This window comes from Streptomyces sp. NPDC007025, assembly GCF_042869455.1.
In the GTDB taxonomy this organism is placed as follows: domain Bacteria; phylum Actinomycetota; class Actinomycetes; order Streptomycetales; family Streptomycetaceae; genus Streptomyces.
The window spans coordinates 440,417-465,909 of the sequence record NZ_JBIAFT010000004.1 but is presented as its reverse complement, the minus strand read 5'-3'; the positions used below and the strand labels follow the sequence as shown (position 1 = coordinate 465,909).

Below are 25,493 nucleotides of genomic sequence, written 5' to 3'. Positions count from 1 at the left end.
CCCGGGCACACCGGTCAGCTGAGCGCCTGGGGCCTGTCCGCTTCCGGTCCAGCCGCTTCCGCCGCGAGGATCGCCTCGGCCTGCTCCGGGGTGGGCGCCGGGCGCCGTTCCGCGAGCGGCACCACCGGCGGCAGCGCCGCCGCGTCCTCGCCCAGCAGCACCCTGCGCACCACGCGTTCGGCGGCGTGCCCGTCGTCCCAGGGGCAGAACCGCTCCCGGAACGCAGCGCGCAGTGCTCGGGCCTCCGGGCCGCGCCAGGTGCCGCTGCGGAAGACCGCCGTCAGCTCGTCCTCGGTGCGGGTGACCGGTCCGGGGGTCTCCCCCGCGCGGCCGGAGAGCAGGTCGAAGTAGGTGCCCCGGGCGTCGCGGTAGCTCTCCCAGTCGGGCGCGTGGACGACCAGCGGCCGGTCGAGGTTGGCGTAGTCGAACATCAGCGACGAGTAGTCCGTGATCAGCGCGTCCGCCGCCAGGCACAGATCCTCGACCGAGGGGTGCCGGGAGACGTCCCGCACCAGCCCGCGCGCGTGCAGATCGCGCAGCACCGCGTCCCGTCCGTAGTAGTAGTGGGTGCGCACCAGCAGCACGTACTCCTCGCCCAGCCCCGCGCTCAGCCGCTCCAGATCGAGGCGGGGGACGAAGCCCCTGCGGTAGTCGCGTGCCGTCGGCGCGTACAGCAGGGCGATCCGGCCGCGCGGGATGCCGAGCCGGGCGCGGACCGCGGCGACCTCCTGCGCGGTGGCGGTCGCGAACCGGTCGTTGCGCGGGTAGCCGGCGGACAGGTCCTGGTAGCCGGAGGGGAAGACCCGGTCCCACACCTCGGCCGAATGCGGATTGGCGGTCAGGCTCACGTCCCACCGCTCCACCCGGCGCAGCAGCCTGCCGAAGTCCATCTGCGCGGCAGCCGGGTACGGCTGCTGGTCCAGGCCCATCGTCTTGAGCGGGGTGCCGTGGTGGGTCATCAGATGCACCTGGCCGGGCCGCTTCACCAGATGGTCGGGGAAGTTGACGTTGTTGACGAAGTACCGGGCGCGGGCCAGCATCCGCCAGTAGCGCCGGGAGCCGGGCAGCACATGGTCGGTGCCGGGCGGCAGCGCGGGCACCGCGTCCGGGCGTACCACCCACACGCTGTGCAGCTGCGGCGCCAGCCGCCGGGCGGCGGCCTCGATCGCCTGCGGGTTGCAGGCCACGCCGCGGTTCCAGTAGGCGGAGTAGACGGCCACGTCCGGATAGCCGGGCAGCCGCCGCTGCACGGCGTAGTAGAGCCGGTGCCCGGCGCGGGCGAGCCGCGGGCGGGCCGCGCGGGCCGCCGAGCGGGCGCGCCCGGCGGTGCGGCGCACCGCCTCCCGCGCCGCGAACAGCGGATAGGCGTCGAGGGCCAGCAGCCGACAGTCCCGCGCCCGCCGCGGCGGCGGCGTGAATCCGTCGGGCACGTGCTCGCGGTAGAGGCGCGCCGCCTCCCGGAAGAAGGCGCGCCGGTCGGCCGGGCGCACCCGCTCCTTGCGCCGGATGCAGAAGACCAGATGCGCGACGGCCCGCTCGAACAGCAGCGGCCGGTGCCGCGCCAGCTCGGGGCGGCGCTCCAGGAAGGCGAAGAGGGAGGCGTACTGCGGGAAGATGTCGAAGTGCGCCCGGCCCGGGGAGCGGGTGATGGCGCCCTGATGCCGCTGCCGGTAGTCGACGCAGACGCGCGGCAGGCAGCCGATGGAACCGGCGCACACCAGGGCCTCGTTCGAGAGCGGCGCGTCCTCGTACAGCCCGGGTTCGAAGCGCAGCCCCTCGCGCAGATAGAAGACGCGCCGGTAGGCCTTGTTCCAGGCGACGTGGAAGAGGGTGAGCAGCTCGGGGTGCTCGGCGGCCGTGAAGGTCTGGGTGCCGACCCCGGCGAGCTGGTCGCCGAAGCGGCTCGCCTCGGCGCGCCCGTCCCAGTAGGAGCGCTGGTGGTCGAAGACCAGCACGTCCGGGCCGCCGCAGGCGGCCAGTTGCCGGTCGATCGCGGCCAGGGCGCCCGGCAGGAAGCTGTCGTCGCTGTCGAGGAAGAGCAGGTAGTCGCCGCGTGCGTGGTCGACACCGGTGTTGCGGGCCCGGCCCAGTCCGCCGTTCTCGGCCAGGTGCAGCACCCGCACCCGGGAGTCGCGGGCCGCGTACTCGTCCAGGATGGCGCCGCTGTGGTCGGGGGAGCGGTCGTCGACGGCTATCACCTCCAGGTCGGTGAAGGACTGGCCGAGCACCGAGTCGAGGCACTCGCGCAGATAGCCCTGGACCTTGAACACCGGTACGACGACGCTGAAGCGGGGCATGACCACCAGTCCTTCGCTGCGGGGGGAGCAAGAGGCGTGCGGGGAGCGGCGCCCGGCCCGGGCCCGCCGGGACCCGGCGCGGGTGCGGGACGCCGCTCGGCGAGCGGTACGAGGGGCGGCACCGCCGCGGGGACGGCGGCACCCGGCGCGGCGGCGCCGGTGCTGTGGCCGGTACCGCGGCCCGTGCCGGTTGCGGGGCCGGTGCCGAGGAAGACGTGCCGGACCACGCGTTCGGCCGCGTGCCCGTCGTCCCAGGGGCAGAACCGCTGCCGGAAGGCGGCCCGCAGGGCGCGCGCGTGCTCGGTGGTGTGCGCGCCGGTGGCGAGGATGTCGATCAGTTCGTCCTCGCTGCGGGCCACCGGGCCCGGCGCGGCCGCCGTCACGTCGAAGTAGGTGCCGCGGGTCTCCCGGTAGGTCTCCCAGTCGGGCGCGTGGACGACCAGCGGCCGGTCGAGGTTGGCGTAGTCGAACATCAGTGACGAGTAGTCGGTGACCAGCACGTCCGAGGCCAGGAACAGCTCCTCGACCGACGGGTGCGCCGACACGTCGAGCAGCCCGCCGGGCGGCTCGCAGGGCAGCCCCTGGCCGGCGTGGAAGTAGTGGGCGCGCGCCAGCACGACGAAGGCCGGTCCCAGCGTCGCCACCAGCCGCGCCGGATCGAGCCAGGGCTGCCGGCCGGGCCGGTGGTCGCGGTGGGTGGGTGCGTACAGCACGGCCGTCACCCCGTCGGGTATGCCCAGCGCGGCGCGGAGGCGGGCGACGTCGGCGGCGGTCGCGGTGTGCAGGACGTCGTTGCGCGGGTGCCCGAACTCCAGTGTGGTGTACGGCGAGGGGTAGGCGCGCTCCCACACCAGCGTGGAGTGCGGGTTGCCGGAGAGGCTGTAGTCCCAGCGGTCTGTGTGCTCCAGCAGTCTGCCGAAGTCCATGCCGTCGGCGGCGGCCGGATAGGCCATCAGATCGAGCCCCATGTGCTTGAGCGGGGTGCCGTGGTGGGTCTGGAGGAGGAGCTGGCCGGTCCGTTTGCGGAAGCTGTGCGGCAGGTTGACGTTGCTGACCAGGAAGCGGGCCCGGGCGAGCGCCGTCCAGTGGGCCGCCGAGCCCGGTTGCAGCCGCCGCACGCCGGGCGGGAGGGTGTGCGCGTGGTCGGGCGGACATATCCACGCGGTGCGGATGTCCGGGACCAGCTCGCGGGCCTTGGCCTCGATGGCCGCCGGGTGGCAGGAGTAGCCGCGGTCCCAGTAGGCGGAGAAGACGGCCAGGTCCGGATCGAGGGGGCGGTGGCGCTGGAGCAGGTAGTGCCCGCGCAGCAGCGCCTTGCGCAGCACGCGGCGGGCGCTGCGCAGCCGGGCGCCCAGCAGGCGGCGGACGCGGCCCGCGTGCGCCAGCAGCCGGAAGGCGTGGTGCGCCCCGTGCCGTACCAGCATCCGGCGCAGCCGTCTGCCGGGCGGCGCGGCCGGGCGGCCCGCGCCGGGTGCGGGCCGGTGGCGGCGGCAGTGGGCCCGCGCGCGGTGCAGGAACTCGGCGCGCGCCGACCCGGGCAGCCTGCCGGGGGTGCTGTGGATGGTGGCGAAGTGGTCGGTCATCCGCTGGTGCAGGGGGTGGTGCCAGCGGTCCAGTCCGGGACGCGTCGCCAGGAACGCGAACAGCCGGTCGTACTGGTCGAAGACGTCGAAGTGGCGGCGGCCGGTGGTCGTCAGGATGCTGCCGCCGCGGCGCTGCCGGTAGTGCACGCAGACCCGGTCCAGCGTCCCGAGGGTGCGGGCGGTGAGCAGCGCCGGGAACGTCCAGGGGGTGTCCTCGTAGGTGCCGGGCGGGAAGGCGAGCCGCTCGCGGAGCAGGAAGGCGCGGCGGTAGGCCTTGTTCCAGGCGACGGCGGTGAGCCGGAGCAGCTCGGGCCGCTCGTCGAGGGTGCACACGCCGGGCCCGGCGCCGGGGGCGAGCAGCTCGGGGTGGGCCGCGGGGCCGAGCGAGCCGTCCCAGTAGGCGGGAGCGAAGTCGAACAGCAGGATGTCCGGGTCGCTGGTCTCCGACAGGCGTTCGGCCAGGGCGCGCAGGGTGCCCGGTGCCATGGTGTCGTCGCTGTCCAGGTAGAGGACGTAGTCGCCGCGGGCGCGGGCGGTGCCGGTGTTGCGTGCCGGTCCCAGGCCGATGTTCTCCGCCAGATGGATGACGGTCACCCGCGGGTCGGCCGCGGCGTAGGCGTCCAGAATCTCGCCGCTGGAGTCCGGTGAGCGGTCGTCGACGGCGATGAGTTCGAGGTCCCCGAAGCACTGCCCGAGTACGGAGTCCAGGCACTCGTGCAGATACGCCTGCACCTGGTGGGCGGGGACGATCACGCTGAAACGGGGCATGGCGGTTCCGCGGGGTCGGCGGGGAGCAGGGGCGGCTGTCGCGCTCGACAGGGGTGAATCATCTGATTTATCCCATACGTCGGACGAGGGCACATCCCGGCGCCGTCCCGTCCCCTGCCCCCGTGCGGTCCCCCGTCCCGTCCCCCGCGCCGCCCGACCGGAACACCGGCCCCGAGCACCGTTCTCCCGCCGCCCCGGAACACGCCCTCCCGCCGCCCCGGCGCCCGCGGACCTCAGCCCGGCAGCCGCCGGAAGACGCTGCGCGGCAGGTGCCGCAGCACGCTCATCACCGGGCCCAGCGCGGCCGGCACCCACACCGTCCGCGCCCGGCGCCGCACCCCGTGCTCGATCGCCTCCGCCACCGCGCCCGGCGTGGTGGCCAGCGGCGCGGGCGTCCGCCCCGCCGTCATCCGGGTGTGCACGAATCCGGGCCGCACCACCAGCACATGCGCTCCCGAGCCGTGCAGCGCGTCCCCCAGGCCCTGTGCGAACGCGTCCAGCCCCGCCTTGCTGGACCCGTAGAGGAAGTTGGCCCGGCGCGCCCGCTCCCCGGCGACCGAGGAGAGCACCACCAGCGACCCGTGCCCCTGGGCGCGCAGCGCGTTCGCGCACACCAGCCCGGAGGAGACGGCGCCGGTGTAGTTCGTCCGGGTGAGGTGCACGGCCGCCATCGGGTCCTGCTCGTCGCGGGACTGCTCGCCCAGTACCCCGAAGGCGAGCAGGACCAGGTCGATGTCGCCTTCCGCGAAGACCTTCTCCAGCACCTCCTCGTGCGTCTCGGGGGCCAGCGCGTCGAACGGGACCGTGCGCACGGCGACCTCCGCGCCGTGCGCGGCCGCCTCCTCCCGGAGTCCGGCCGCCGCCGCGTCCAGCCCCGGGCCCGGCCGCCCCGCGAGCCAGACCGTGCGGGCCCGGCGGGCCATGAAGCGGCGCGCGGCCGCCAGCGCGATCTCGGACGTGCCGCCCAGGACGAGCAGCGACTGCGGGGAACCGAATGCGTCCTTCATGTGTGCTCCATGGTGTTCTTCCGGGATGCCGGTTCGGAAAGCGCGGGGCCGGGGTGCGCGGAGTCCGCCGGATGCGCCGGGCGGGGCCTGAGCCGTGCCGGGACGCGCGGTGCCGGAACCCGCGGGGCGGGGAGGTGTCCGGGCGGGCGCGGGATCACAGGGCCAGCCGCCGGGCCAGGTCCGAGGTGAAGACGCCGCGCGGGTCCAGCCGGGCGCGCAGCTCCCGGAAGTCGGCCAGCCGCGGATACATCCCCGCCAGCAGCTCGGGCCGCATACGCGCGTCCTTGGCCAGGTACAGCCGTCCCCCGGCCAGCGCGACTTCCTCGTCCAGCAGGTCGAGGAAGTCCGCCAGCCCCGGCAGCCCGGTCGGGATGTCCAGCGCCAGCGTCCATCCCTCCGCGGGGAAGGAGAGCCACCCCGGGTCCCCGGCACCGAATCGCTTGAGGACGGCGAGGAAGGAGGGGCAGGAGCGGCGTGAGATCAGCCGCACGATCCGGCGCAGCGCGTCGTCGTGCTCGTGCCCCACCACGCACTGCCACTGCACGAACCCCGCGCTGCCGTAGACCCGGTTCCAGTGCGGCAGTCCGTCCAGCGGGTGGAAGAAGGAGGCGAGCCGCTGGAGTTCGCCCCTCCGGCGGCGCGGCGCCTTGTGGTACCAGAACTTGTTGAAGGCCGAGACCGTACTGCCGCGCAGCAGCCCGCCGGGCACGGTGCGCGGCGCGGGCGGCAGCTGCCCGGGCCGGAAGGCCAGCGGGTCCCTGCGCGCCGCGCGGGCCGCCCGCCCCGGTCCCTGCAACGCGGCCAGCGGCGCGTGGTCGCCGCGGGTCAGCACTGCGCGTCCGGCCGCCGTGCCGCGCGCCAGCAGGTCGATCCAGGCCACCGAGTAGCGGTGCCGGTGGTCGCTCGCGGTCAGCGTGGCCAGCAGCGAGTCCAGGTCGGGGAGCCGCTCGGTGTCCACCGCCATCAGCGACGTCTCCACCGGCAGCAGCCGCACCGTCGCGCTCAGCACCAGCCCGGTCAGGCCCATCCCGCCGGCCGTGGCGTCGAACAGTTCGGTGCCCGGCACGACCGTCCGCACCTGCCCGTCCGCCGTCAGCAGCTCCAGGGAGCGCACATGGCGGCTGAAGGAGCCCGAGAGGTGGTGGTTCTTGCCGTGGATGTCCGCGCCGATCGCCCCGCCGACCGTCACATAGCGGGTCCCCGGGGTCACCGGAACGAACCAGCCCAGTGGCAGCAGGACCGTCATCAGCCGGTGCAGACTGACCCCCGCCTCGCAGGTCACCATCCCCTCGGCCGCGTCGATGGCCAGCACCCGGTCCAGCCCCGTGGTGTCCAGGACGGTGCCGCCCGCGTTCTGCGCCGCGTCCCCGTAGGCCCGGCCCAGGCCGCGCGGGATGCTGCCGCGCGCCCCGCACTCCAGGACCGCCGCCACCGCCTCCTGGCGGGTACGCGGCCGCAGCACCCGGGCGCCGGTGGGGGCGGTGCCGCCCCAGCCGGTCAGCAGTCGAGCGCTGTCGGGCGGTGCGGACACGTCGCGCTGGAGGTGCTGAGCGGGCATGGACGTGACGGTAAGCGCCAGGAAATGCCCGGCAGCGGAGGCTGTGCCGGTGGCGACGCCGGTGTCGCCAAAAGGTCGCTGAAAGGGTGAAACGGCGTGTGTCGGCTCGCGGCTCGGCCTGCGGCGGCGCCGGGCGCGGCAGAGTCGGAGCGTGGCAGCGAAAGCGGTACGACAGTGGGAGCGGCGGCTGTTGTGCGCTCTGGGTGACTGCGCGGCCGACGCCCGGGTGGCCGGCGCCGCCCGCGCGCTGTCCTGGAGCGGGGAGCACGCGGCCGTCTGGCTGCTGGTCGGACTCGCCGGCGCCGCCACGGACCGTACGCAGCGGGAGCGCTGGCTCCGGGGCACCGGACTCGTGGGTGCCGCGCAGCTGGCCAGCATGGGGATCAAGCGGGTCGTGCGCCGCCCGCGCCCCGAGCCGGCGGGCCGCGCCCCGCTCGTACGGACGGCCGGGCGGCACTCCTTCCCCAGTTCGCACGCCGCCTCCTCCGGCGCGGCGGCGCTCGCCCTGGGCGGACTGCGGTACGGGACGCCGTTGGCCGCGCTGGGCGCACTGATCTGCGTCTCCCGGCTGGTCGCCGGTGTGCACTACCCCTCTGACGTGGTGGCGGGCGCGGCCCTGGGCGCGCTGGTCGTCCGGCTGGGCGGGGCCGCCCGGCCGCAGGGCGCGCAGCCCCCGGCCCCGCCCGGCTCCGCCGCGCCGGACGCGGAGAGGGCGGCCGGATGACCGAACGCTCCACACTGACCGGCTCCCCCGGGCACCGGGGGGCCGCCCCGGACCCCGGCGCCGAGCAGACCGCCGGACCGCAGGCGGAGTCGGCAGCCGGGCCCACCACCGGGCCGGTTTCCGAGCCGCGCCCCGGCGGCCGCGCCGACCCGGCCGCCGGGCAGCCGGCCGGATTCGCCGGCACCCTCCCCGGTGGGCTGCTGCTGACCGTACGGCCCAGGCAGTGGGTGAAGAACCTCCTCGTCCTCGCCGCGCCCGCGGCCGCCGGAGAACTGGCGGCGGTGCACACGGTGCTCGCGCTCGCCCTCGTCTTCGCCCTGTTCACCGCGGCAGCGGCGGCCGTCTATCTGCTGAACGACGCCCGGGACGCGGAGGCGGACCGGGCCCACCCCGACAAGTGCCGCCGCCCCGTCGCCGCCGGAACCGTGCCGGTGCCGCTCGCCTACGCGCTCGGCACCCTCCTCGCGCTCGCCTCCACCACGGCCGCCGCGCTGCTGTGCAACACCGGGACCGCGGCGCTGCTCGCCGGCTACGTGCTCATGCAGATCGCCTACTGCCTGCGGCTCAAGCGCGTTCTGGTCGTCGACCTGGCCGTGGTGACCGCCGGGTTCGTGATGCGCGCCATGTCCGGCGGGCTGGCGCTGGGCATTCCGCTCTCCCGCTGGTTCCTGATCACCGCCGGGTTCGGCGCGCTGTTCATGGTGGCGGGCAAGCGCTACTCGGAGGCGCTGCTGATGGGTGAGGGCGAGGGCGGCACCCGGGCACTGCTGCGCGAGTACACCGTCGGCTATCTGCGCTTCGTCTGGCAGCTCGCCGCCACAGCCGCGGTGCTCGCCTACTGCCTGTGGGCGCTGGAGGACGGCACCGGCGCGGGGGCCACGCTGTGCCGGCAGCTCTCCATGGTGCCGCTGATCCTGGCGGTGCTGCGGTACGCCGTCTTCACCGACCGCGGCGCGTCCGGCTCCCCCGAGGACGTCCTGCTGCGCGACCGTCCGCTGGCGGTCACCGCGCTGTGCTGGGCGGCGCTGTACGGGCTGTCGGTCGCGGGGATGTAGACCGTGTGCGACCGCGGGGTCCGGCGCCGTACGCGTCGGCGAGGTCCGGCGCCGTGCGCGTCCTGGTGGCCCGGCGCCGGACCTGTCCTGGTGGGCCGGAGCCGTGCGCGCCGGAGCGGCCGCGCGCCGGGGGCCGCGCGGTGAGGGCGCGGAGTGCCCCCGCCTCCCGGATGCCGCCGCGGCTCCGCGCGTTCTGCGCGGAGCTCGCCGGATTCGCCGCCGTCGGGGTCTTCGCCTTCCTCGCGGACCTCGGCGGCTTCCTGTGGCTGCGCGGCCCCGTCGGGATGGACCCGATGTACGCCAAGGCCCTGTCCTTCGTGGCGGGCGTCGCCGTCGCCTACACGGGCAACGCGCTGGGCCCCTACCGGCTGCGCGACCGCCGGGTGGCCGGGGGCTGGCAGAGGTTCAGCATCTTCGTGCTGGTCAACGCGGCGGGCGGGGCCGTGCAGCTCGGCTGCCTCGGCGTCTCGCGGCAGCTGCTGGGACTGACCTCCACCCTCGCCGACGTCGTCTCCGGCGCCGGAGTGGGCCTGGTGCTGGGTACCGCCGTGCGCTTCTGGGGTACCCGCACTCTCGTCTTCTCCGGCACGCGGGGCTTGCGTACGCCCGGCCGCACCGCGGCCGCCGCGTCCCCTGCCTCCGCACCGTCCGCCGCCCTCGGCCCGGACGGTGCGCCCGGCCCGGACGGTGCGTCGGCGCGGGAGCGGTCGAGGGCCGACGGTGGGGCGGGGGCCGGGTGACGGGCAGCCGGCCGCCCCGGGGGCCGGCGCGCCGCCGGACTCGCCGTGCCTATCCGGGCCCCGGCGCGGCCCCCGGCGCCACCTGGCGGGCCGCCCGCTCCATCGCGCTGGCCAGCAGCGCCAGATCGGTCGGTCCGTTGCCCAGTTCCCGTACCTGGCGGCGCGCGGGAGGGTCCCCGGCGCGCGCCCAGTCCAACGGCACCACCGTGGGCCGCAGCGTCGCGGTGCGGGGGATCCGGCCGGTGACCCGGCCCGCCTGGAAGGCGACCGGCACCCCGCCGACCACGGTGCCCTCCGGCCCCCGGCGCTGACGCAGGGTCAGAGTGCCCCGGCCGCGCGGCGTGCCCTCGGCGCCCCGTTCGCCGCCGGTCAGCTCCACATGCAGCGCCGCCGCACGGGCCGGCGCCGTGTGCACCGTCCGGTCGGCTCGGCCGGTCGCCGCGATCACATGCACGCCGAGCCGGCTCCCCGCCCGGGCCACCGCCTCCAGCGCCCGGACCACCGAACCGGCCGCGGGGCGGCCGGGGTTGCCCAGTGCGGGGTCGACCAGCGTGTCGAAGTCGTCCACCAGCACCACGAGCCGGGGCGGCACACCGCCGGGCCCCAGCGGGGAGGGCGACGTCAGCGAGGGCGCCGCGGCGTCGCCGTCCGGCCCGCCGGTTCCCCGGGAACCAGCGGAATCAGCGGAATCAGTGGAACCAGCGGAACCGGTGGAATCGGTGCGGGCCGCTTCGGCGCCGGACCCCTCGGTAGGGGCCGTCCCGGTGCGGGACGCCGCGGCCGTACCCGGCTCCCCGGGCAGCTGGTCCCCGGGCCGCGCCTCGGTGCGCCGCAGCCGGAGGGTGCGCCGGGTACCGTCCGGCTCGGGCTCGGCAGCCCCGCCGCCCCCGACGGCTCGGTCGCCCGGATCCGGGCCCGGCCGCCGGGCCGCCCCGCCCCCGGCCGCCGAGGGCGCCCCGGCCTGCTGCGGCAGTGCCTCCAGTCCCGCACCGCTTCCGGCGCCGGGCCTTCCGCCGCCCTGGACTCCGCTCCTGCCCGCAGCGCGGTCCTCCGGGTCACCGCCGTGCCCGGCGGACCGCTGGGCGGCCACCGCGGCGCGCTCCTCGGGCGCCCGGGCGGGAGCCGGGACCTGCACGCCCTCCCCGGCCCGCGGCTCGGCGGCCGTCCCCCGTACCGGCTCCCGCTCCGGTGCCTGCCGGGGGGCCACCACCCGTCCGGAGGAGCGGGCGGCCGAGCGCACATACTCCTCGAAGCTGCTCTCGTCACCGATCAGGTCGGCCCGCCGCTTCAGCTCGGCGCTCAGCGACTGCGCGAACTGCCGCATCCGCACCGGGTCGCCCGCCGTCAGCCGCGCCGTGGTGTGCGGCAGCTCCTCGCACACCCGCAGCCCGTCCCCGGCGTCCGCACCGGCGCCGTCCACCAGCACCAGCGCGAGCCGGTCGGGGCGTTCCCCGGCGGCGAGGGAGGCCGCCAGCGAGCGGAGCAGTTCGGTCTTGCCGGATCCGGGGCCGCCGCTGACGAAGGCGTGCCCCGGCAGGGCGCGGCCCGCTGCGCCGGTGTCGCCCTCGGGGACGGCGGGCGCCATCCCGGCGGGCAGTGCCGACAGGTCCGAGAGGTCGGCCTCCAGCGGTCCGTGCGGTCCCGCGCCGAAGACCAGCGGGACCCGGCCCGCAGTGCCGGCGGCCCGCTCCGACCAGCGGGCGAGCAGCGCGGCGGGGGTCGCCCTGGCCAGCCCCAGCTCCTCCAGCAGCCGGCACTGCTCGGGCAGGGTCACGGTCGGGGCCGCCGACGCGTCGGTCCCCGTGCCCTCCGGTTCCCGCAGCGGCGCCAGCGCCCGCGCGAACCGCTCGGCCCATGCCGCCGAGACCGCGTCCACGGTGGCCACGCGCCCGCCCGGCGCCCCCGGGCCGCCGCCCGCTCGGCCCGGCCCGTCCTGCGGTTCCCCGCCGGGAGCCGCCGCCCCGGCAGGAGCCGGGGCCCGTCCGCTCCGCCACTCCTCGGAACGCGGTCCGCCACCCGGTCCGCCGTGTCCGTCCCGGGTGCGGTGCCCGGTGTGTCCTCCCCGGGTGCCGGGCCCGTCGCGTCCGGCCTGTCTGTCCCGGCGCTCCGGGGTGCTGTGCGGGGCCGCCCGTCCGGCGGGGTGCAGGACCTTGACCGCCGTGGCGACATCGCCGCTCAGCAGGGCGACCGTGCCGCACTCGGCGAATCCGGGGCAGGCGCCGTCCGCCGCTTCGAGGGTCGCGGTCAGCGGCGAGGACGGGCTGGCGGGCGGCGTCTCGGCCAGGCAGAGCAGATGGATACCGGCGGCCGGGCCCTCCCGTGCCAGTCGGGCCGTGCTCGCGCGCAGCTCCGCGGTGCCGGGGTCGCCGTCCACCACCACGACCGCGGCGGGGCCGCTGCCCCCCGCCGGGCGGGGAGCCGAGCCCTGCGCCTCCAGCCGCCGTACCAGCTCCGCCGTGCGGGCGGCCGCCTGGTCGTGGTCGTAGGCCGTCAGCAGCCCGCAGTCCTGGCCGTGTCCCGGGCGCAGATGGGGCAGCCAGCCGAGCCATGCCCACTCCTGCTGCCGTGCCTGGGCGCTGCGCGCCGGGTCGGCCGACAGCAGGACGACCTCCAGCGCGCTGGGCCCGTGCAGGGCCGTCAACTGCGCCAGCACGGACCGTGCCAGTCCGGCCAGCCGCGCCCGCGGCCCCGCCAGCCCGAGCGCGCCCGCCCGCCGCAGGTCGGCGGTGACCGCGTCGCCCTGCCCGCCGCCGCGGTGCGCGATGCCGAGCCGCACGGTCAGCGCGTCCGGATGCTCAGGGCCCCGCTCCCACAGCCGGGGGCCCGGTCCGAGGGCGCTCAGCAGCACCGAGGCCGGGTCCGGCCAGCGCTTCGCACCGCCGGGCGGCATCGACAGGGCGTCGGCGGCCGCCTCCTGGCGGTTCCCGAAGCCCTCGGCCGGGTGTGCCGCGTAGCCGCTGGTGCCCGAGCCGTAGCGCGTCGGCCCGTGCGGGTCCGGGTCGGGGTGCCGCGGTCCGCCGCCGGGTGCCGTGCCGGGCCCGGCCGGCTCCGTGCGGGCCGTGAGGCGCCGGGCCCAGGCGCTCAGGCCCCGGCCTCTGCGGGCTGCCGCCTCCCCGTCGCCCGGTGGGGGCCCGGCGGTACCGCCACTCGGGCCGCCGGGAGGTACGAGGCCCGCGCCGTGGGCCATGTCGGCCCCGGGGAAGGGCCCGCCGGACGCCGGTGCGTAGGAGTGCGCGGAGTGGCCCGGGCCGTCCCCCGTGCCCCAGTGCTCGGCTGCCCGGGCGGCTCCTCCGCCGGGGCCCGGCGGCTCGCCGGAGGTGCCGGCCGTCCCCGGTCCCGTTCCGGCGGCGGGGCCTCCGGCGGGCCGCTCGGGGACGAGGCGGAGGCGCCCTTCGCCGTCCGGGGCCGTGGGCAGGGCCAGCGGTGCGGTCGGGCCGGGCGCGGCCGGATCCGCTGCGGCGGCCTCCAGCCGGACGGTCGTCTCGCCGATGCGCAGGGTGGCGCCCGGGCGCAGCAGGACGGGCTGCCGGCCGACCGGGGCGCCCTCGACCGTGGTGCCGTTGGTGGAGCCGAGGTCGGTCACGGTGACCGTGCCGCCGTCGGTCACGGTGACGGCGCAGTGCAGCCGGGAGACGTCGGGGTCGTCCAGCGGGACGTCGGCCTCCGCGGAGCGGCCGAGGTGGACCGTGCCGCCCTGTAGCAGGTGGATGCCGCCCGCGTCGGGTCCGCCGGTGACATGCAGCCGGGCCCGGGCCGAGCCGTAGGCCGTCAGTGCCGTCACGGCGGCGCCGTGCGCGGGGAGCGCGGCGGGGGCGACGGGGGCGTGCAGGGAGATGAGCGCGCCGTCCAGCAGCGGGGGCTCGCCGATGATCTGGCGGTGCGGGTCGAGCCGCCGGGTCCCGGCGTAGACGACCACTGGCTCCTGCGCCGCCTCCTCCTGGCCCGCCGCCTCGCTCCCGGCGGAACCGGAAGCGGAGGACGATGCGGCCAGCGCTGCCGCGGCTGAGGTCGCCAGTGCGCTGGTCACCGCCGAGAGCACGGTGCCCGCCGGAGCCGTGACCAGTACGTTGGCCTGTCCGACCGGTTGAACCGGGTGGGGCTGTGCCGACTGCGGCCGCGCGGCGGGGCGTGCTGCCGGTCCCGTGCGGCCCCTGCCCGCGTCCGCCGTGCCGCGCGCGCCGCGTGGCGCCGGCGCGACAGTCAGCCGGATCTGCATCTGCGCCTCCAGGTCCCGTCCGCGCCGCGCGCTCGGCGGGCAGCCCACCCACCGCGCTCACGCGCCGGCACATCGTCCGTACCACTGCATGCATACTCGCACCCGCGACCGACAGCGGAGCCGGTCCTGGCCATCCGCCCGATTCTGCCGCGCTGATGATCTTGACCGGGTGACGGCGCCGCCGCAACCATCACCACCCCGCGTGCGTCTTCCGGGGGAGCCGTCCGGCCAGGCGTGCCCAACGGGCACCGGCGCGTGCCCGGTGCGCTGCGCCGGTCACCGCGCGTGCCCGCGAGCGGGTGCGGGCCTCGGCGCCGCCTTGCGCGGCGGCACTATTGTGGGCGGGATTGCAGAACGAGACCAGGGAGCGCATTGACGTGCGGCCGGTAGGCAGCAAGTACCTGCTCGAAGAGCCGCTGGGGCGCGGCGCCACGGGCACCGTCTGGCGGGCCCGCCAGCGCGAGACGGCGGGCTCGGAGGCGGCGGTGGCCGGGCAGCCCGGCGAGACCGTCGCGATCAAGGTCCTCAAGGAGGAGCTGGCCAACGACCCCGACGTGGTGATGCGCTTCCTGCGGGAGCGCTCCGTGCTGCTGCGGCTGACGCACCACAACATCGTCAGAACCCGCGACCTCGTGGTCGAAGGCGATCTGCTGGCGCTCGTGATGGACCTCGTCGAGGGCCCTGACCTGCATCGATACCTGCGCGAGAACGGCCCGTTCTCGCCCGTCGCGGCCTGCCTGGTCACCGCACAGGTGGCCGACGCGCTGGCCGCCAGCCACGCCGACGGCGTCGTGCACCGGGACCTGAAGCCCGCGAACGTCCTGCTCACCGAGGACGAGAACGGCATGCGCCCGATGCTCACCGACTTCGGCATCGCCCGGCTCGCGGACTCGCCCGGACTGACCCGTACCCAGGAGTTCGTCGGCACCCCCGCCTACGTCGCGCCGGAGTCGGCCGAGGGCCGCCCGCAGACCTCGGCGGTGGACGTCTACGGCGCGGGCATCCTGCTGTACGAGCTGGTCAGCGGCTACCCGCCGTTCAGCGGCGACAGCGCCCTCGCCGTCCTGCACCAGCATCTGGCGCAGGAACCCGAGCGCCCCGCGAACCTCCCCGACCCGCTGTGGACGGTCATCGAGCACTGTCTGCGCAAGAACCCCGACGAGCGGCCCGGCGCCGAGAACCTGGCGCGCGGCCTGCGGGCCGTCGCCGGCGGCATCGGCGCCCAGGCGACGCCGCAGGCAGCGGGCGCCGCGCTCGGGGTGGCCGCGCTGCTGGCACCCGACCCGGCGCCCGCACCCGTCCCGGGTTCCGCGCCCGGCGCCCCGGCGGCGGGCGGCGGGCAGTACGATCCCGCGGCGCGGACCGACGTCCTGCCGCAGACCGGCGGCCCGCACGGCGCGCCCGGCAGGTACGACCCGTCGGCCGAGACCAATGTGCTGCCGCAGACCGGCAGTCCGCAGGGCGGCTACGGCCAGGGCGGGCAGAGCGGCCCAGGGGGCCAGGGCGGCGACTCCACCCGGGTCATGCCGCCGGTTCCGGGCGGTCCGCCGCCGGGCGGACAGGGCGGGACTCCGCAGCAGGACGGCCCCCACCCGTGGGAGAGCCAGCTGCGCGCGGCCCGGGACCGCAACGAGCAGACCCAGTTCCAGCCGCTCGACCCCAGCATGGATCCGCTGCGCCGCCGCCCCCAGCGGCAGGCCCCGCCGCCGCCCGGTCCCCAGGACCACGGGCAGTACGGTCAGTACGGCGGGCAGGGCCAGTACGGCCGGCAGGGCCAGTACGGGCAGCAGCCCGCACAGCAGCCGCCGCAGCGCTACGAGCCGCAGCCGCCCAGGGGCCGGGAGCCCCGGCCGCAGCGGGACCCGAGGCCGCAGCGGGATCCGCGGCAAGGGGGGCCGCCGCGCGAGCCCCGGCAGCGCCGCGAGCCGCGGCAGCGCAGCGCCAACCCCATGCGCATCCCGGGGCTGGGCTGCCTCAAGGGGTGCCTGTTCCTCATCGTCATCCTCGTGGTGGCGGGAGTGCTGTTCTGGAACCTGACGGATGCTCCGCAGTGGTGGGCCGACGGCAAGAGTTTCTGGGAGTCGACGAAGGACGTGTTCCGCGAGATCGGGGACTTCTTCGACAAGGTCAACAACTGAGGCTTCGGCCCGCCCGACAGCCGAAGCGGAATTCCGCGGCGCCGCACCGGAAGCCTGTGGCGCCGCACCGGAATCCCCGTGGGCCGGACCCGAGCACCGGCGACCATGGGGATTTGTCGACACCTGAAGGGGGATTTCCCCCACAGAAGTGACAGTTACCGGCATCCGGGGCTCCCAACCCGGGCCCCGCCGCGTAGTTTTGTCGCCATGGCACGGAAGATCGGCAGTCGCTACACGGCACACCGCATCCTCGGCCGCGGCAGCGCCGGAACGGTGTGGCTCGGTGACGGACCGGAGGGTCCCGTCGCCATCAAGCTGCTGCGTGAGGACCTCGCCTCCGACCAGGACCTGGTCGAGCGGTTCGTGCAGGAGCGCAGCGCGCTGCTGTGCCTCGACCATCCGCGCGTCGTCGGCGTACGCGACCTGGTGGTGGACGGCAACGAACTGGCCCTGGTCATGGACCTGGTGCGGGGTACCGATCTGCGCACCAGGCTGGAGCGGGACCGCCGGCTGGCACCCGCCGCGGCGGTCGCCATCGCCGCCGACGTCGCCGACGCGCTGGCCGCCGCGCACGCCGCCGGGCTGGTGCATCGCGACGTGAAGCCGGAGAACGTGCTGCTGGACGCCCTGGCGCTGGAGGGGCCCGGCGGGGCGCCGCCCGCGCTGCTGACCGACTTCGGCGTCGCCAAGCTCATCGACTCGCCCAGCCGCACCCGCGCCACCTCGATCATCGGCACCCCCGACTACCTGGCGCCCGAGATCGTCGAGGGGCTGCCGCCGCGCGCCGCCGTCGACATCTACGCGCTGGCCACCGTCGTCTACGAACTGCTGGCGGGTTTCACGCCGTTCGGCGGCGGCCACCCCGGAGCGGTGCTGCGCAGACATGTGACCGAGACCGTGGCGCCGCTGCCCGGCATCCCGGACGAGCTGTGGCAGCTCGTCCACCAGTGCCTCGCCAAGGCCCCCGCCTCCCGGCTGCGCGCCGCGGAACTGGCGGCCCGGCTGCGCGAACTGCTGCCGGGCCTGGAGGGGCTGCCGCCGCTCGACATCGACGAACAGGACGACGAATACGGCGAGTACGGCGGGCACGCCGAACACGGGGGACCCGCCGCATACGCGGACCACGACGCCTACCCCGACCACGACGAGTACGCGGGTGACGACGCGTACCCCGGCCACGCGCCGGGCGCGGGCGGCGCGGGGGGCGCGGCGCACGACCGGCGTCCCGGCCCCGGCGCGGCGGCGGCCGCCGCGGGCGGCGGCGCCGTGCCCCTCGTCCACTCGCGGGTCGGCCCCGACGCGAACCGGGACACCCACACGAGCATGCGGGTGCCCGGCGAGGACGAGCTGGCCGGCGGCGCGCACGGCACGGCACGCACGCCCCGCGCCGCGGGTGAGGCGCGCGCCGGGTCCGCGCGGCACCGGACCGCCGTGCGGCGCAGACGGCTGAAAATAGGCGTTGCCGCCGCGCTGGCCGCCGTGGCCCTCGCAGTGGGCGGCTGGCTGGCCACCGCCGAGGAGGACACCGGCTCGTTGCGGGCGCCCGCGTACGGGTACCCGACGGACTGACCGGAAGCCCGTGCGCCGGGCCCGGATGCGGAGCGCGGCGGCGCGTAGCAGGCTGGACGTGCCGGATCGGCGTGCGGGCCGCGCCCGGCGAACCGGCCGTACCGGGCAGGGCACGAGGGAGGTGCCGCATGGCGGACATCGCGGGCGCTCCGACGCGGCGCAGCGCGGGCGAGATCGCCCGCGCCCGGCAGGCACTGCTCTCCCGGCACGCCCAGGTGATGGAGCCGGCGGCCGTCTCCCGGTGCGTGGGAGCCGACGCGGCCGACTGGCGGCACTTCGACCTGCACTGGGAGGACCTGGCACCGGAAGGCCACGCCGCGTGGGACGACACGCACCGCCTGCGCCGCTACGGGCACTTCTCGCTGGACCGCACCGGTGCGCTGCGCCCGGCGCCGCACCCGGCCTTCGCGCAGCCCGGGGACAGCGGCCCGCTCCCGCTCGGGGACGGCGGCCACATCGAGCCGCTCACCGACGTCTTCGCGGCCGATCCGCTCTTCAAGGCCCTGGTGCGGATGCTGGGCCGGATCGCGAGCTGTCTGCGGGACGCCGAGGTGTGGAGCGTCAGAGCGCATCCGATCCGGGTGGTCGCCTCGGCCGACCGGGCCGCGCTGCCCGTCCCCGAGGGGCGGCACCGCGCCGGGGCGACGCTGGTGAGTTCCCTGCTGGTCGGCCGGCAGAACGCCGTCGGCGGCCGGCACACCGTCTACGCGCCCGACGGCACCCGGCTGCTGACCGCCACCCTGCACGAGCCGGGCAGCCTGCTGCTCGGCGACGACCGGGCCACCCTGCATGAGGTGGGCGCCGTCCGCCCGGCGGAGACCACCGGGCCCGCGCGCCGGGACGTGCTGGTGACCACGCTGACGGCACACCGCAGCGCGGAGCGTGACGCCCAAGTGGGCTAGGGCTGGGGTGGCGGCTTGCGGTTAGGGTGGGGAGCGTGGCAGTCGTCGATGTATCCGAAGAGCTGAAGTCCCTCTCCTCCACCATGGAGTCGATCGAGGCCGTCCTTGACCTGGGCAAAATGCGGTCAGACATCGCCGCGCTCGAGGAGCGGGCGGCGGCCCCCGACCTGTGGGACGACGTCGAGAACGCGCAGAAGGTGACCAGCCGGCTCTCCTATCTCCAGGGGCAGCTGCGCAGAGTCGAGGAGCTGCGGGGGCGGATCGACGACGTCGGGGTGCTCTTCGAGCTGGCCGAGAGCGAGGACGACGCGGACGCCCGCGTCGAGGCGGACAACGAGCTGGCGGCGGTCCGCAAGACGGTGGACGAGCTGGAGGTCCGCACGCTGCTGTCCGGTGAGTACGACCCGCGTGAGGCGGTCGTCAGCGTCCGCGCCGAGGCGGGCGGTGTGGACGCCGCCGACTTCGCCGAGCAGCTGATGCGCATGTACCTGCGCTGGGCCGAGCGCCGGGACTACCCCACCGAGGTGTTCGACATCTCCTACGCGGAGGAGGCGGGCATCAAGTCCGCGACCTTCACGGTGAAGGCGCCGTACGCCTACGGCACGCTCTCGGTGGAGCAGGGCACGCACCGGATGGTGCGCATCTCGCCGTTCGACAACCAGGGCCGCCGCCAGACCTCGTTCGCCGGGGTCGAGGTGCTTCCGGTCGTGGAGCAGGTGGACCACATCGACATCCCGGAGAACGAGCTGCGGATCGACGTCTTCCGCTCCTCGGGCCCCGGTGGCCAGTCGGTGAACACCACGGACTCGGCGGTGCGCATGACGCACCTGCCGACCGGGATCGTCGTCTCCTGCCAGAACGAGAAGTCGCAGATCCAGAACCGCGCCGCCGCCATGCGCGTCATGCAGGCGCGACTGCTCGCCCACCGCCGCCAGGAGGAGCAGGCCAAGATGGACGCGCTCAAGGGCGACGGCGGCAACTCCTGGGGCAGCCAGATGCGTTCGTACGTCCTGCACCCGTACCAGATGGTCAAGGACCTGCGCACCGAGTACGAGGTGGGCAACCCGCAGGGCGTGCTCGACGGCGACATCGACAGCTTCCTGGAGGCCGGTATCCGCTGGCGCAAGCAGCAGGAGCAGGCCCAGAACTGACGTCGCGTCAGGCTTTGTCGGGCACGCCTCGGGCCTGTTCGACGGATCTTCGCTTGACGCGCACACGAGGGCTGGGGAAAGCTGTTGGCTCGGCATGCCTGTGTCAGGAGCGCATGAACGGGGCGGGAGAGCCCCGGTGAAGACGGCGGCAGTCCGGGTGGGGGTACGACATCGCCTCGACATCGCCTCGACGGCAAGCCCGGTGCGGATCGCGCTCCACGCGCAGCGGCCCCATCCACGAGTACAGCTACTGGGGGTAGTTGGAACATGAGCAAATCGAAGACGCGGCTGCGGGTCGCGCGGATCGCCGCAGCGGCCGTGTTCGCCGCGGGCGCCTCGCTGACCGCCGCAGGTGCCGCGCAGGCCGCCGATGTGTCGGACAACGGAGACTCCGGCGGCATCCTCGGCGGCATTTTCGGCGGTGGCGACAGCGACGGCGGCGGTGACAGCGGCGGCGACAGCGGCGGCGACAACGGCATCGGCGGCGGCGACGGCGGCATCGGTGGTGACGACGGCGGCATCGGCGGCACCGTCATCGGCGGCAACGACGGCGGCAGCGGCAACGACGGCGGTGTCGCCGACGGTGGCAACGGCGACGATGGCGGTGTCGCCGACGGTGGCAACGGCAACGACGGCGGTGCGGCCGACAACGGCGGCAACGGCAATGCTGGTGGCGACGACGGCGGTGCGGCCGACAACGGCGGCAACGGCAACGGCGGCAACGCCCACAGCGGTGGCAACGGCAACGGTGGCAACGGCAACGGAGGCGGCGGCGAGCAGCCGGCGACCACCGGTGGTTCCGGCGGTGGCGGCGACGACACCTGCGACCTCGACGGTGACCAGGTGAAGTGCGAGGTCGGCACCAACCCGGACAGCGCGGGCAGCCAGCCGGTCCAGGACAGCAAGCCGGAGGCGCCGAAGGACGAGCTGGCCGAGACCGGTTCGGGTGAGACGACCTTCCTGCTGGTGGGCGCGGCGACGATGATCGCCGGTGGCGTCGGGTTCCGCCTGATGCCGAGGCTCGCCTCGCGGCGCACCGCCGCCTAGGGAGTCAGGCTCGCACCAGCGCGCCGGGGCGCGGGGGTCTTCGGACCGCCGCAACCCGGCGCGTTCGTGTTTTCCGGTGACGACACGGCTCGGCGTCCCGGCGGGTCACCCGCCGGGACGGCGCTCGTGCACGGCGCGCGTCTGCGACGTCACGCCGTGGCTACGCGCTGTGCCACAAGTGTTACCGCTATCAGTGCCGCCAGCAGGGCGATCAGCGCCGCCGGGGACAGATGCGCCAGCGGGGCCTCCCGGTGCAGCCGTTCCCGATGGGCACGGCACACGGCACAACGCCCCTCGTTCACGGGCCCCGCGCAGTTGGCACACACCAGTCGATCGCATGTCATGCGAACTCCTCCTCAGTCGCGCCAACGACACCCGTGAGTGATTCGTTCCCCAGGGGTGCTCGATTCCACTCTGCCAGGTGAGGCGGCTCCACGCAGAAACAGGCAGGTGGGGCGCGGGGGCGGGGTGAGGGCGCGGGTGCCGCGTGCGCGGTACGCCACGCTTCGCGTATGGTCGCCCACACCGCTCCCGGCTGCCGCCGGTGGGCGTCCCAGGGGGCCGCACCGCGGTTTCCGTTGTCCCTACCCAGGTCGACGTGGTGTATCCGTGATCCGATTCGACAGCGTCTCCAAGTCCTATCCCAAGCAGAACCGCCCGGCGCTCCGCGATGTCTCGCTGGAGGTCGAGCGCGGCGAGTTCGTGTTCCTGGTGGGCTCCTCCGGTTCCGGCAAGTCCACCTTCCTGCGGCTGCTCCTGCGCGAGGAGCGGGCCAGCTCCGGCCAGGTGCATGTGCTCGGCAAGGACCTGGCGCGGCTGTCCAACTGGAAGGTGCCGCAGATGCGGCGGCAGCTCGGCACGGTCTTCCAGGACTTCCGGCTGCTGGGCAACAAGACCGTCGGGCAGAACGTGGCCTTCGCGCTGGAGGTCATCGGCAAGTCGAACGGCCAGATCCGCAAGACGGTCCCCGAGGTCCTGGAGCTGGTCGGCCTGGGCGGCAAGGAAGAGCGGATGCCCGGTGAGCTGTCCGGCGGCGAGCAGCAGCGGGTCGCCATCGCGCGGGCCTTCGCCAACCGCCCGATGCTGCTGATCGCCGACGAGCCGACCGGCAACCTGGACCCGCAGACCTCCGTCGGCATCATGAAGCTGCTGGACCGGATCAACCGCACGGGCACCACCGTGGTGATGGCCACCCACGATCAGCAGATCGTCGACCAGATGCGCAAGCGCGTCATCGAACTCGAGACGGGCCGCCTCGTGCGCGACCAGTCGCGCGGTGTCTACGGATACCAGCACTGAGGCGACTGAGGCACCGGCACCAGCACTGAGGAAAGGACGCCATGCGCGCCCAGTTCGTCCTGTCGGAGATCGGCGTCGGTCTCCGCCGCAATCTCACGATGACCTTCGCGGTGATCGTCTCGGTCGCCCTGTCGCTCGCGCTGGCGGGCGGCTCGCTGCTCGCCCGCGAGCAGGTGAGCACGATGAAGGGGTACTGGTTCGACAAGGTCCAGGTCTCGATCTACCTGTGCAACAAGAACGACGCCTCCTCGGACGACCCCAACTGCGCCAAGGGCGCGGTCACCCGGCAGCAGAAGAGCGAGATCAAGGCTGACCTGAAGAAGCTCGACGTCGTCGAGAAGGTCTACCACGAGTCCGCCGACCAGGCGTACAAGCTGTACAAGAAGCAGTTCAAGGACTCGCCGCTGGCCGCTTCGCTGACGCCGGACCAGATGCAGGAGTCCTACCGGGTCAAACTCAAGGACCCGACCAAGTACCAGGTTCTGCAGACCGCCTTCTCCGGCAGACAGGGAGTCCAGGAGGTGCAGGACCAGCGCAAGACGCTGGAGCCGCTCTTCAACCTCCTCAACGGTATGAACATCGCGGCCCTGTGCGTGATGGCGCTGATGCTGGTGGTCGCGCTGCTGCTGATCGTCAACACCGTGCGGGTGTCGGCGTTCAGCAGACGCCGGGAGACCGGGATCATGCGGCTGGTGGGCGCGTCCAGTTTCTACATCCAGATGCCGTTCATCCTGGAGGCCGCCATCGCGGGGCTGATCGGCGCCGGGTTCGCCTGTGTGCTGCTCGTCCTGGGCAAGTACTTCCTGATCAACAACTGGCTGCAGCAGAAGATCGTGCTGATCGAGTTCATCGGCTGGGACGCGGTGATCGCGGTGATGCCACGGATTCTCGCGGTGGGGCTGCTGATGCCTGCCGTGGCAGCCTTCTTCACGTTGCGCAAGTACCTGAAGGTGTGACACAGGCCGCGAGGCGCCGTGCGCCCAACCCGCCGTGAGGCGCCCCGCACTGGCCTACACTCCGGACCATGCCAGGCTCGTGGTTCCTCGACACGCGCCCGCGCCGGCCGCGGCGCGGGGCCCTGACGATGGTCTTCGCCGGTGTGCTGGCGACCGGAGCCGCCACCGGAGCGTTCGGCGGGGAGCTGGCCGCCTTCGGGTCGGCCGCCCCCGGCAGCGCCGCGCACGGCGCGGGCCGCAGCGCACTCGGCGGCCCGGTCGACGCCAAGGGCGAGTCCGCCGGCTCGCGCGGCGCCCGCGGGCGGGCCGGAGGCGACGCGGCGGACGCCGTGGTCAGCCGCAGCGGCGACCGCTGGTCCGCCGCCTACTCGGCCCGTGAGTACGAGGGGCTGCGGCAGGCCCTCGACGGCTCCTACGTGGGGGTCGGCATCTCCGTACGGCAGACCCGGGCCGACGCACCGCGCACCGACGGCTCCGGGAGCGGCGCCGCGGACGCGGAGAGCGCCACCGACCGCGCGGGCGGGCAGCGGACCGGGTACGGTACCGCCGTGCGGGTGGAGCGGGTGCAGCCCGGCAGCCCCGCCGACCGCGCCGGCATCCGGGCGGGCGACCGGCTGCGCTCGGTGGCCGGTCGGCGCGTGACGGGCAAGCCGGTCACCGCCGTGGTGGCGCTGCTGCGCGGCTCCGACCCGGATTCCCCCGCCGACGCGGCCGACCCCGGCACCCGGGTCCGGCTCCACCTCACCCGCGGCGGCCGCGACCTGCACCGCACGCTGCGCCGGGAGCGGCTGACGACCGAGTCGGTGCGGGTGGACCGGGTCGGCGAGGGCGTCACCCGGGTCGCGATCCGCTCCTTCACCCGGGGCTCCGGCGAACAGGTGCGCAAGGCGGTCCGCGAGCGGGTACCGGAGACCGGGCCCGTCCTGCTGGACCTGCGGGGCAACTCCGGCGGCCTGGTGGACGAGGCGGTCACCGCCGCAGGGGCGTTCCTCGACGGCGGTCTCGTCGCCACCTACGACGACGACGGCACCGAGCACGCGCTGTACGCCGAGGACGACGCGGAGCACCCAGGCGACGTCGAGCGGCGCCCGCTGGTCGTGCTGGTCGACGGCGGGACGATGAGCGCGGCCGAGATGCTCACCGGTGCGTTGCAGGACCGGGGCCGCGCCGTCGTGGTCGGCTCGCGGACCTTCGGCAAGGGGTCGGTGCAGATGCCCCGCCCCCAGTCCGACGGCTCCGTCGCCGAGCTGACGGTGGGGCACTACACGACTCCGTCGGGTCGCGACGTGGAGGGGCACGGCATCGCGCCCGACCTCTCGGTGCGCAGCAGGGGCGAGTCCATGGAGCGGGCCAGGACAGTATTGAGTGGCCTCGGGGCCCGGTCGTAGTGGGAGAATGGACCGGCTATGGCGAAGATGAAGACGACACGGACCAATGCCAAGGCCAAGGCCAAGGACGACAAGGACACCCGGAAGCTCATCGCGCAGAACAAGAAGGCGCGTCATGACTACCTCGTGCTGGACACGTACGAGTGCGGCATCGCGCTGACGGGCACCGAGGTCAAGTCGCTGCGGCAGGGCCGTGCCTCGCTCGTCGACGGCTTCGCCCAGATCGACGGCGGCGAGGTCTGGCTGCACAACGTGCACATTCCGGAGTACGCGCAGGGCACCTGGACCAACCACGCGGCCCGGCGCAAGCGGAAGCTGCTGCTCCATCGGGCCGAGATCGACAAGCTCACCGGCAAGCTCCAGGAGACCGGCTACACCCTGGTCCCGCTCCAGCTCTACTTCTACCGGGGCCGGGCCAAGGTGGAGATCGCTCTGGCCAAGGGCAAGAAGGAGTACGACAAGCGGCAGACGCTCCGGGAGAAGCAGGACCGCCGCGAGGCGGAACGTGCCGTCTCGGCGGTCCGCCGACGCCAGCGCGCGACGGTCTGAGGCTTCCGGGGTCTGAGCACGTTCCCGTCGGTGCCCAAATGGTTGGCATCGCCGCGGCCGGGTCACGTAGTATGGGAGCAGCATGACGGCACCGCCCGGGAGGGTGGGTGTGCAGATTGTCAACTCAACACGGGGATGATCGGTTTCGACAGCGAACGTCGAAGCAGGGGAAGCGAGCCGAGGAACGCGGCAATGATCTCGTTAACCATGTGCCGCAAAAAAATAATCGCCAACACCAAGCGCGATTCCTTCGCCCTCGCTGCCTGAGCAGCGACCTGCGAAGTGTCAGCCCGGGGTAGTTCCCGCCCCGGTTCCTGGCATCAGCTAAGGGAACTCACCGCGTAGGTCCGGTCACGGGACCTACCGGGACATCGAACAGTGACTGGGCCCGTCGGAGACTTGTCCGCGTGATCTCCGGGGCCGAGAAAATCGCAGCGGACTGCGCTCGGAGAAGCCCTGTTTCCACTTCGTTGGACGCGGGTTCGATTCCCGCCATCTCCACGAAGGCGAGAGGCGAGGTGTGCCCACGGAAAGCGTGGACCGCCT

Annotated in this window: 18 protein-coding genes and 1 other RNA gene; 13 read left to right on the top strand and 6 right to left on the bottom strand. The window is 74.8% G+C overall.

Annotation, left to right across the window (positions count from 1 at the left end):
• Window positions 1–14: 14 nt before the first annotated feature.
• The 4 genes from ACFYMO_RS10830 to ACFYMO_RS10815 all read right to left on the bottom strand — a co-directional run bounded on the left by ACFYMO_RS10830 (window position 15) and on the right by ACFYMO_RS10815 (window position 7,213).
• The gene (locus tag ACFYMO_RS10830) at window positions 15–2,297 is read right to left on the bottom strand and encodes a CDP-glycerol glycerophosphotransferase family protein (protein ID WP_388545627.1); all 2,283 of its coding nucleotides are present in this window, start codon (window positions 2,295–2,297) and stop codon (window positions 15–17) included.
• Entirely contained in the window at window positions 2,195–4,648 is a 2,454-nt protein-coding gene (locus tag ACFYMO_RS10825) for a CDP-glycerol glycerophosphotransferase family protein (protein WP_388545624.1), read from the bottom strand. The genes ACFYMO_RS10830 and ACFYMO_RS10825 overlap by 103 nt, the downstream gene beginning before the upstream one ends.
• Window positions 4,649–4,881: 233 nt before the next feature.
• Window positions 4,882–5,655 (bottom strand): decaprenylphospho-beta-D-erythro-pentofuranosid-2-ulose 2-reductase, encoded by a 774-nt coding sequence (locus ACFYMO_RS10820; protein ID WP_366773188.1) that lies wholly within the window; start codon window positions 5,653–5,655, stop codon window positions 4,882–4,884.
• 154 nt (window positions 5,656–5,809) lie between these two features.
• Window positions 5,810–7,213, bottom strand: coding sequence for an FAD-binding oxidoreductase (locus ACFYMO_RS10815; protein WP_366773189.1), 1,404 nt, complete (start codon window positions 7,211–7,213; stop codon window positions 5,810–5,812).
• 151 nt (window positions 7,214–7,364) lie between these two features.
• On the opposite strand from ACFYMO_RS10815, the gene ACFYMO_RS10810 reads away from it, so the two are divergent.
• The 3 genes from ACFYMO_RS10810 (at window position 7,365) to ACFYMO_RS10800 (ending at window position 9,732) form a co-directional block, all read left to right on the top strand.
• Window positions 7,365–7,937, top strand: coding sequence for a phosphatase PAP2 family protein (locus tag ACFYMO_RS10810; RefSeq protein ID WP_366773190.1), 573 nt, complete (start codon window positions 7,365–7,367; stop codon window positions 7,935–7,937).
• A complete protein-coding gene (locus ACFYMO_RS10805) occupies window positions 7,934–8,992 on the top strand; it encodes a decaprenyl-phosphate phosphoribosyltransferase (protein ID WP_366773191.1) in 1,059 nt (352 codons plus the stop codon). Before ACFYMO_RS10810 ends, ACFYMO_RS10805 begins: the two co-directional genes overlap by 4 nt.
• Window positions 8,993–9,132: 140 nt before the next feature.
• A complete protein-coding gene (locus tag ACFYMO_RS10800) occupies window positions 9,133–9,732 on the top strand; it encodes a GtrA family protein (RefSeq protein ID WP_366773192.1) in 600 nt (199 codons plus the stop codon).
• 49 nt (window positions 9,733–9,781) lie between these two features.
• Here the strand turns inward: ACFYMO_RS10800 and ACFYMO_RS10795 are convergent, their stop codons facing one another.
• Window positions 9,782–13,948 carry an FHA domain-containing protein gene (locus ACFYMO_RS10795; RefSeq protein WP_388545619.1) on the bottom strand — a complete coding sequence of 1,389 codons (4,167 nt, stop codon included), beginning with the start codon at window positions 13,946–13,948 and terminating at the stop codon, window positions 9,782–9,784.
• Between the two features lie 377 nt (window positions 13,949–14,325).
• Here ACFYMO_RS10795 and ACFYMO_RS10790 point away from each other — a divergent pair, with 377 nt between their 5' ends.
• The 5 genes from ACFYMO_RS10790 to ACFYMO_RS10770 all read left to right on the top strand — a co-directional run bounded on the left by ACFYMO_RS10790 (window position 14,326) and on the right by ACFYMO_RS10770 (window position 20,755).
• Entirely contained in the window at window positions 14,326–16,086 is a 1,761-nt protein-coding gene (locus tag ACFYMO_RS10790; protein WP_388545695.1) for a serine/threonine-protein kinase, read from the top strand.
• Between the two features lie 207 nt (window positions 16,087–16,293).
• On the top strand, window positions 16,294–17,655 hold the full coding sequence (locus ACFYMO_RS10785; RefSeq protein ID WP_388545616.1) for a serine/threonine-protein kinase: 1,362 nt from the start codon (window positions 16,294–16,296) through the stop codon (window positions 17,653–17,655).
• A 128-nt stretch (window positions 17,656–17,783) separates the two neighbouring features.
• Window positions 17,784–18,557, top strand: coding sequence for a 2OG-Fe dioxygenase family protein (locus tag ACFYMO_RS10780; protein ID WP_366773196.1), 774 nt, complete (start codon window positions 17,784–17,786; stop codon window positions 18,555–18,557).
• 35 nt (window positions 18,558–18,592) lie between these two features.
• Window positions 18,593–19,708: a peptide chain release factor 2 gene (gene prfB / locus ACFYMO_RS10775; protein WP_366773197.1), complete on the top strand. Its 1,116-nt coding sequence runs from the start codon at window positions 18,593–18,595 to the stop codon at window positions 19,706–19,708.
• A 267-nt stretch (window positions 19,709–19,975) separates the two neighbouring features.
• The gene (locus tag ACFYMO_RS10770; RefSeq protein WP_366773198.1) at window positions 19,976–20,755 is read left to right on the top strand and encodes a collagen-like protein; all 780 of its coding nucleotides are present in this window, start codon (window positions 19,976–19,978) and stop codon (window positions 20,753–20,755) included.
• Window positions 20,756–20,904: 149 nt separating this feature from the next.
• Here the strand turns inward: ACFYMO_RS10770 and ACFYMO_RS10765 are convergent, their stop codons facing one another.
• Window positions 20,905–21,099: a hypothetical protein gene (locus ACFYMO_RS10765; RefSeq protein ID WP_078534678.1), complete on the bottom strand. Its 195-nt coding sequence runs from the start codon at window positions 21,097–21,099 to the stop codon at window positions 20,905–20,907.
• 265 nt (window positions 21,100–21,364) lie between these two features.
• Here ACFYMO_RS10765 and ftsE point away from each other — a divergent pair, with 265 nt between their 5' ends.
• The 5 genes from ftsE to ssrA all read left to right on the top strand — a co-directional run bounded on the left by ftsE (window position 21,365) and on the right by ssrA (window position 25,451).
• Window positions 21,365–22,054 carry a cell division ATP-binding protein FtsE gene (gene ftsE, locus ACFYMO_RS10760; protein WP_366773199.1) on the top strand — a complete coding sequence of 230 codons (690 nt, stop codon included), beginning with the start codon at window positions 21,365–21,367 and terminating at the stop codon, window positions 22,052–22,054.
• Between the two features lie 41 nt (window positions 22,055–22,095).
• Window positions 22,096–23,010, top strand: coding sequence for a permease-like cell division protein FtsX (ftsX, locus tag ACFYMO_RS10755; RefSeq protein WP_366773200.1), 915 nt, complete (start codon window positions 22,096–22,098; stop codon window positions 23,008–23,010).
• A gap of 68 nt (window positions 23,011–23,078) precedes the next feature.
• A complete protein-coding gene (locus ACFYMO_RS10750; RefSeq protein ID WP_388545610.1) occupies window positions 23,079–24,398 on the top strand; it encodes a S41 family peptidase in 1,320 nt (439 codons plus the stop codon).
• Between the two features lie 27 nt (window positions 24,399–24,425).
• Entirely contained in the window at window positions 24,426–24,947 is a 522-nt protein-coding gene (smpB, locus tag ACFYMO_RS10745) for an SsrA-binding protein SmpB (RefSeq protein WP_366773238.1), read from the top strand.
• Window positions 24,948–25,078: 131 nt separating this feature from the next.
• Window positions 25,079–25,451, top strand: a transfer-messenger RNA (tmRNA) gene (ssrA, locus tag ACFYMO_RS10740).
• Window positions 25,452–25,493: the final 42 nt, after the last annotated feature.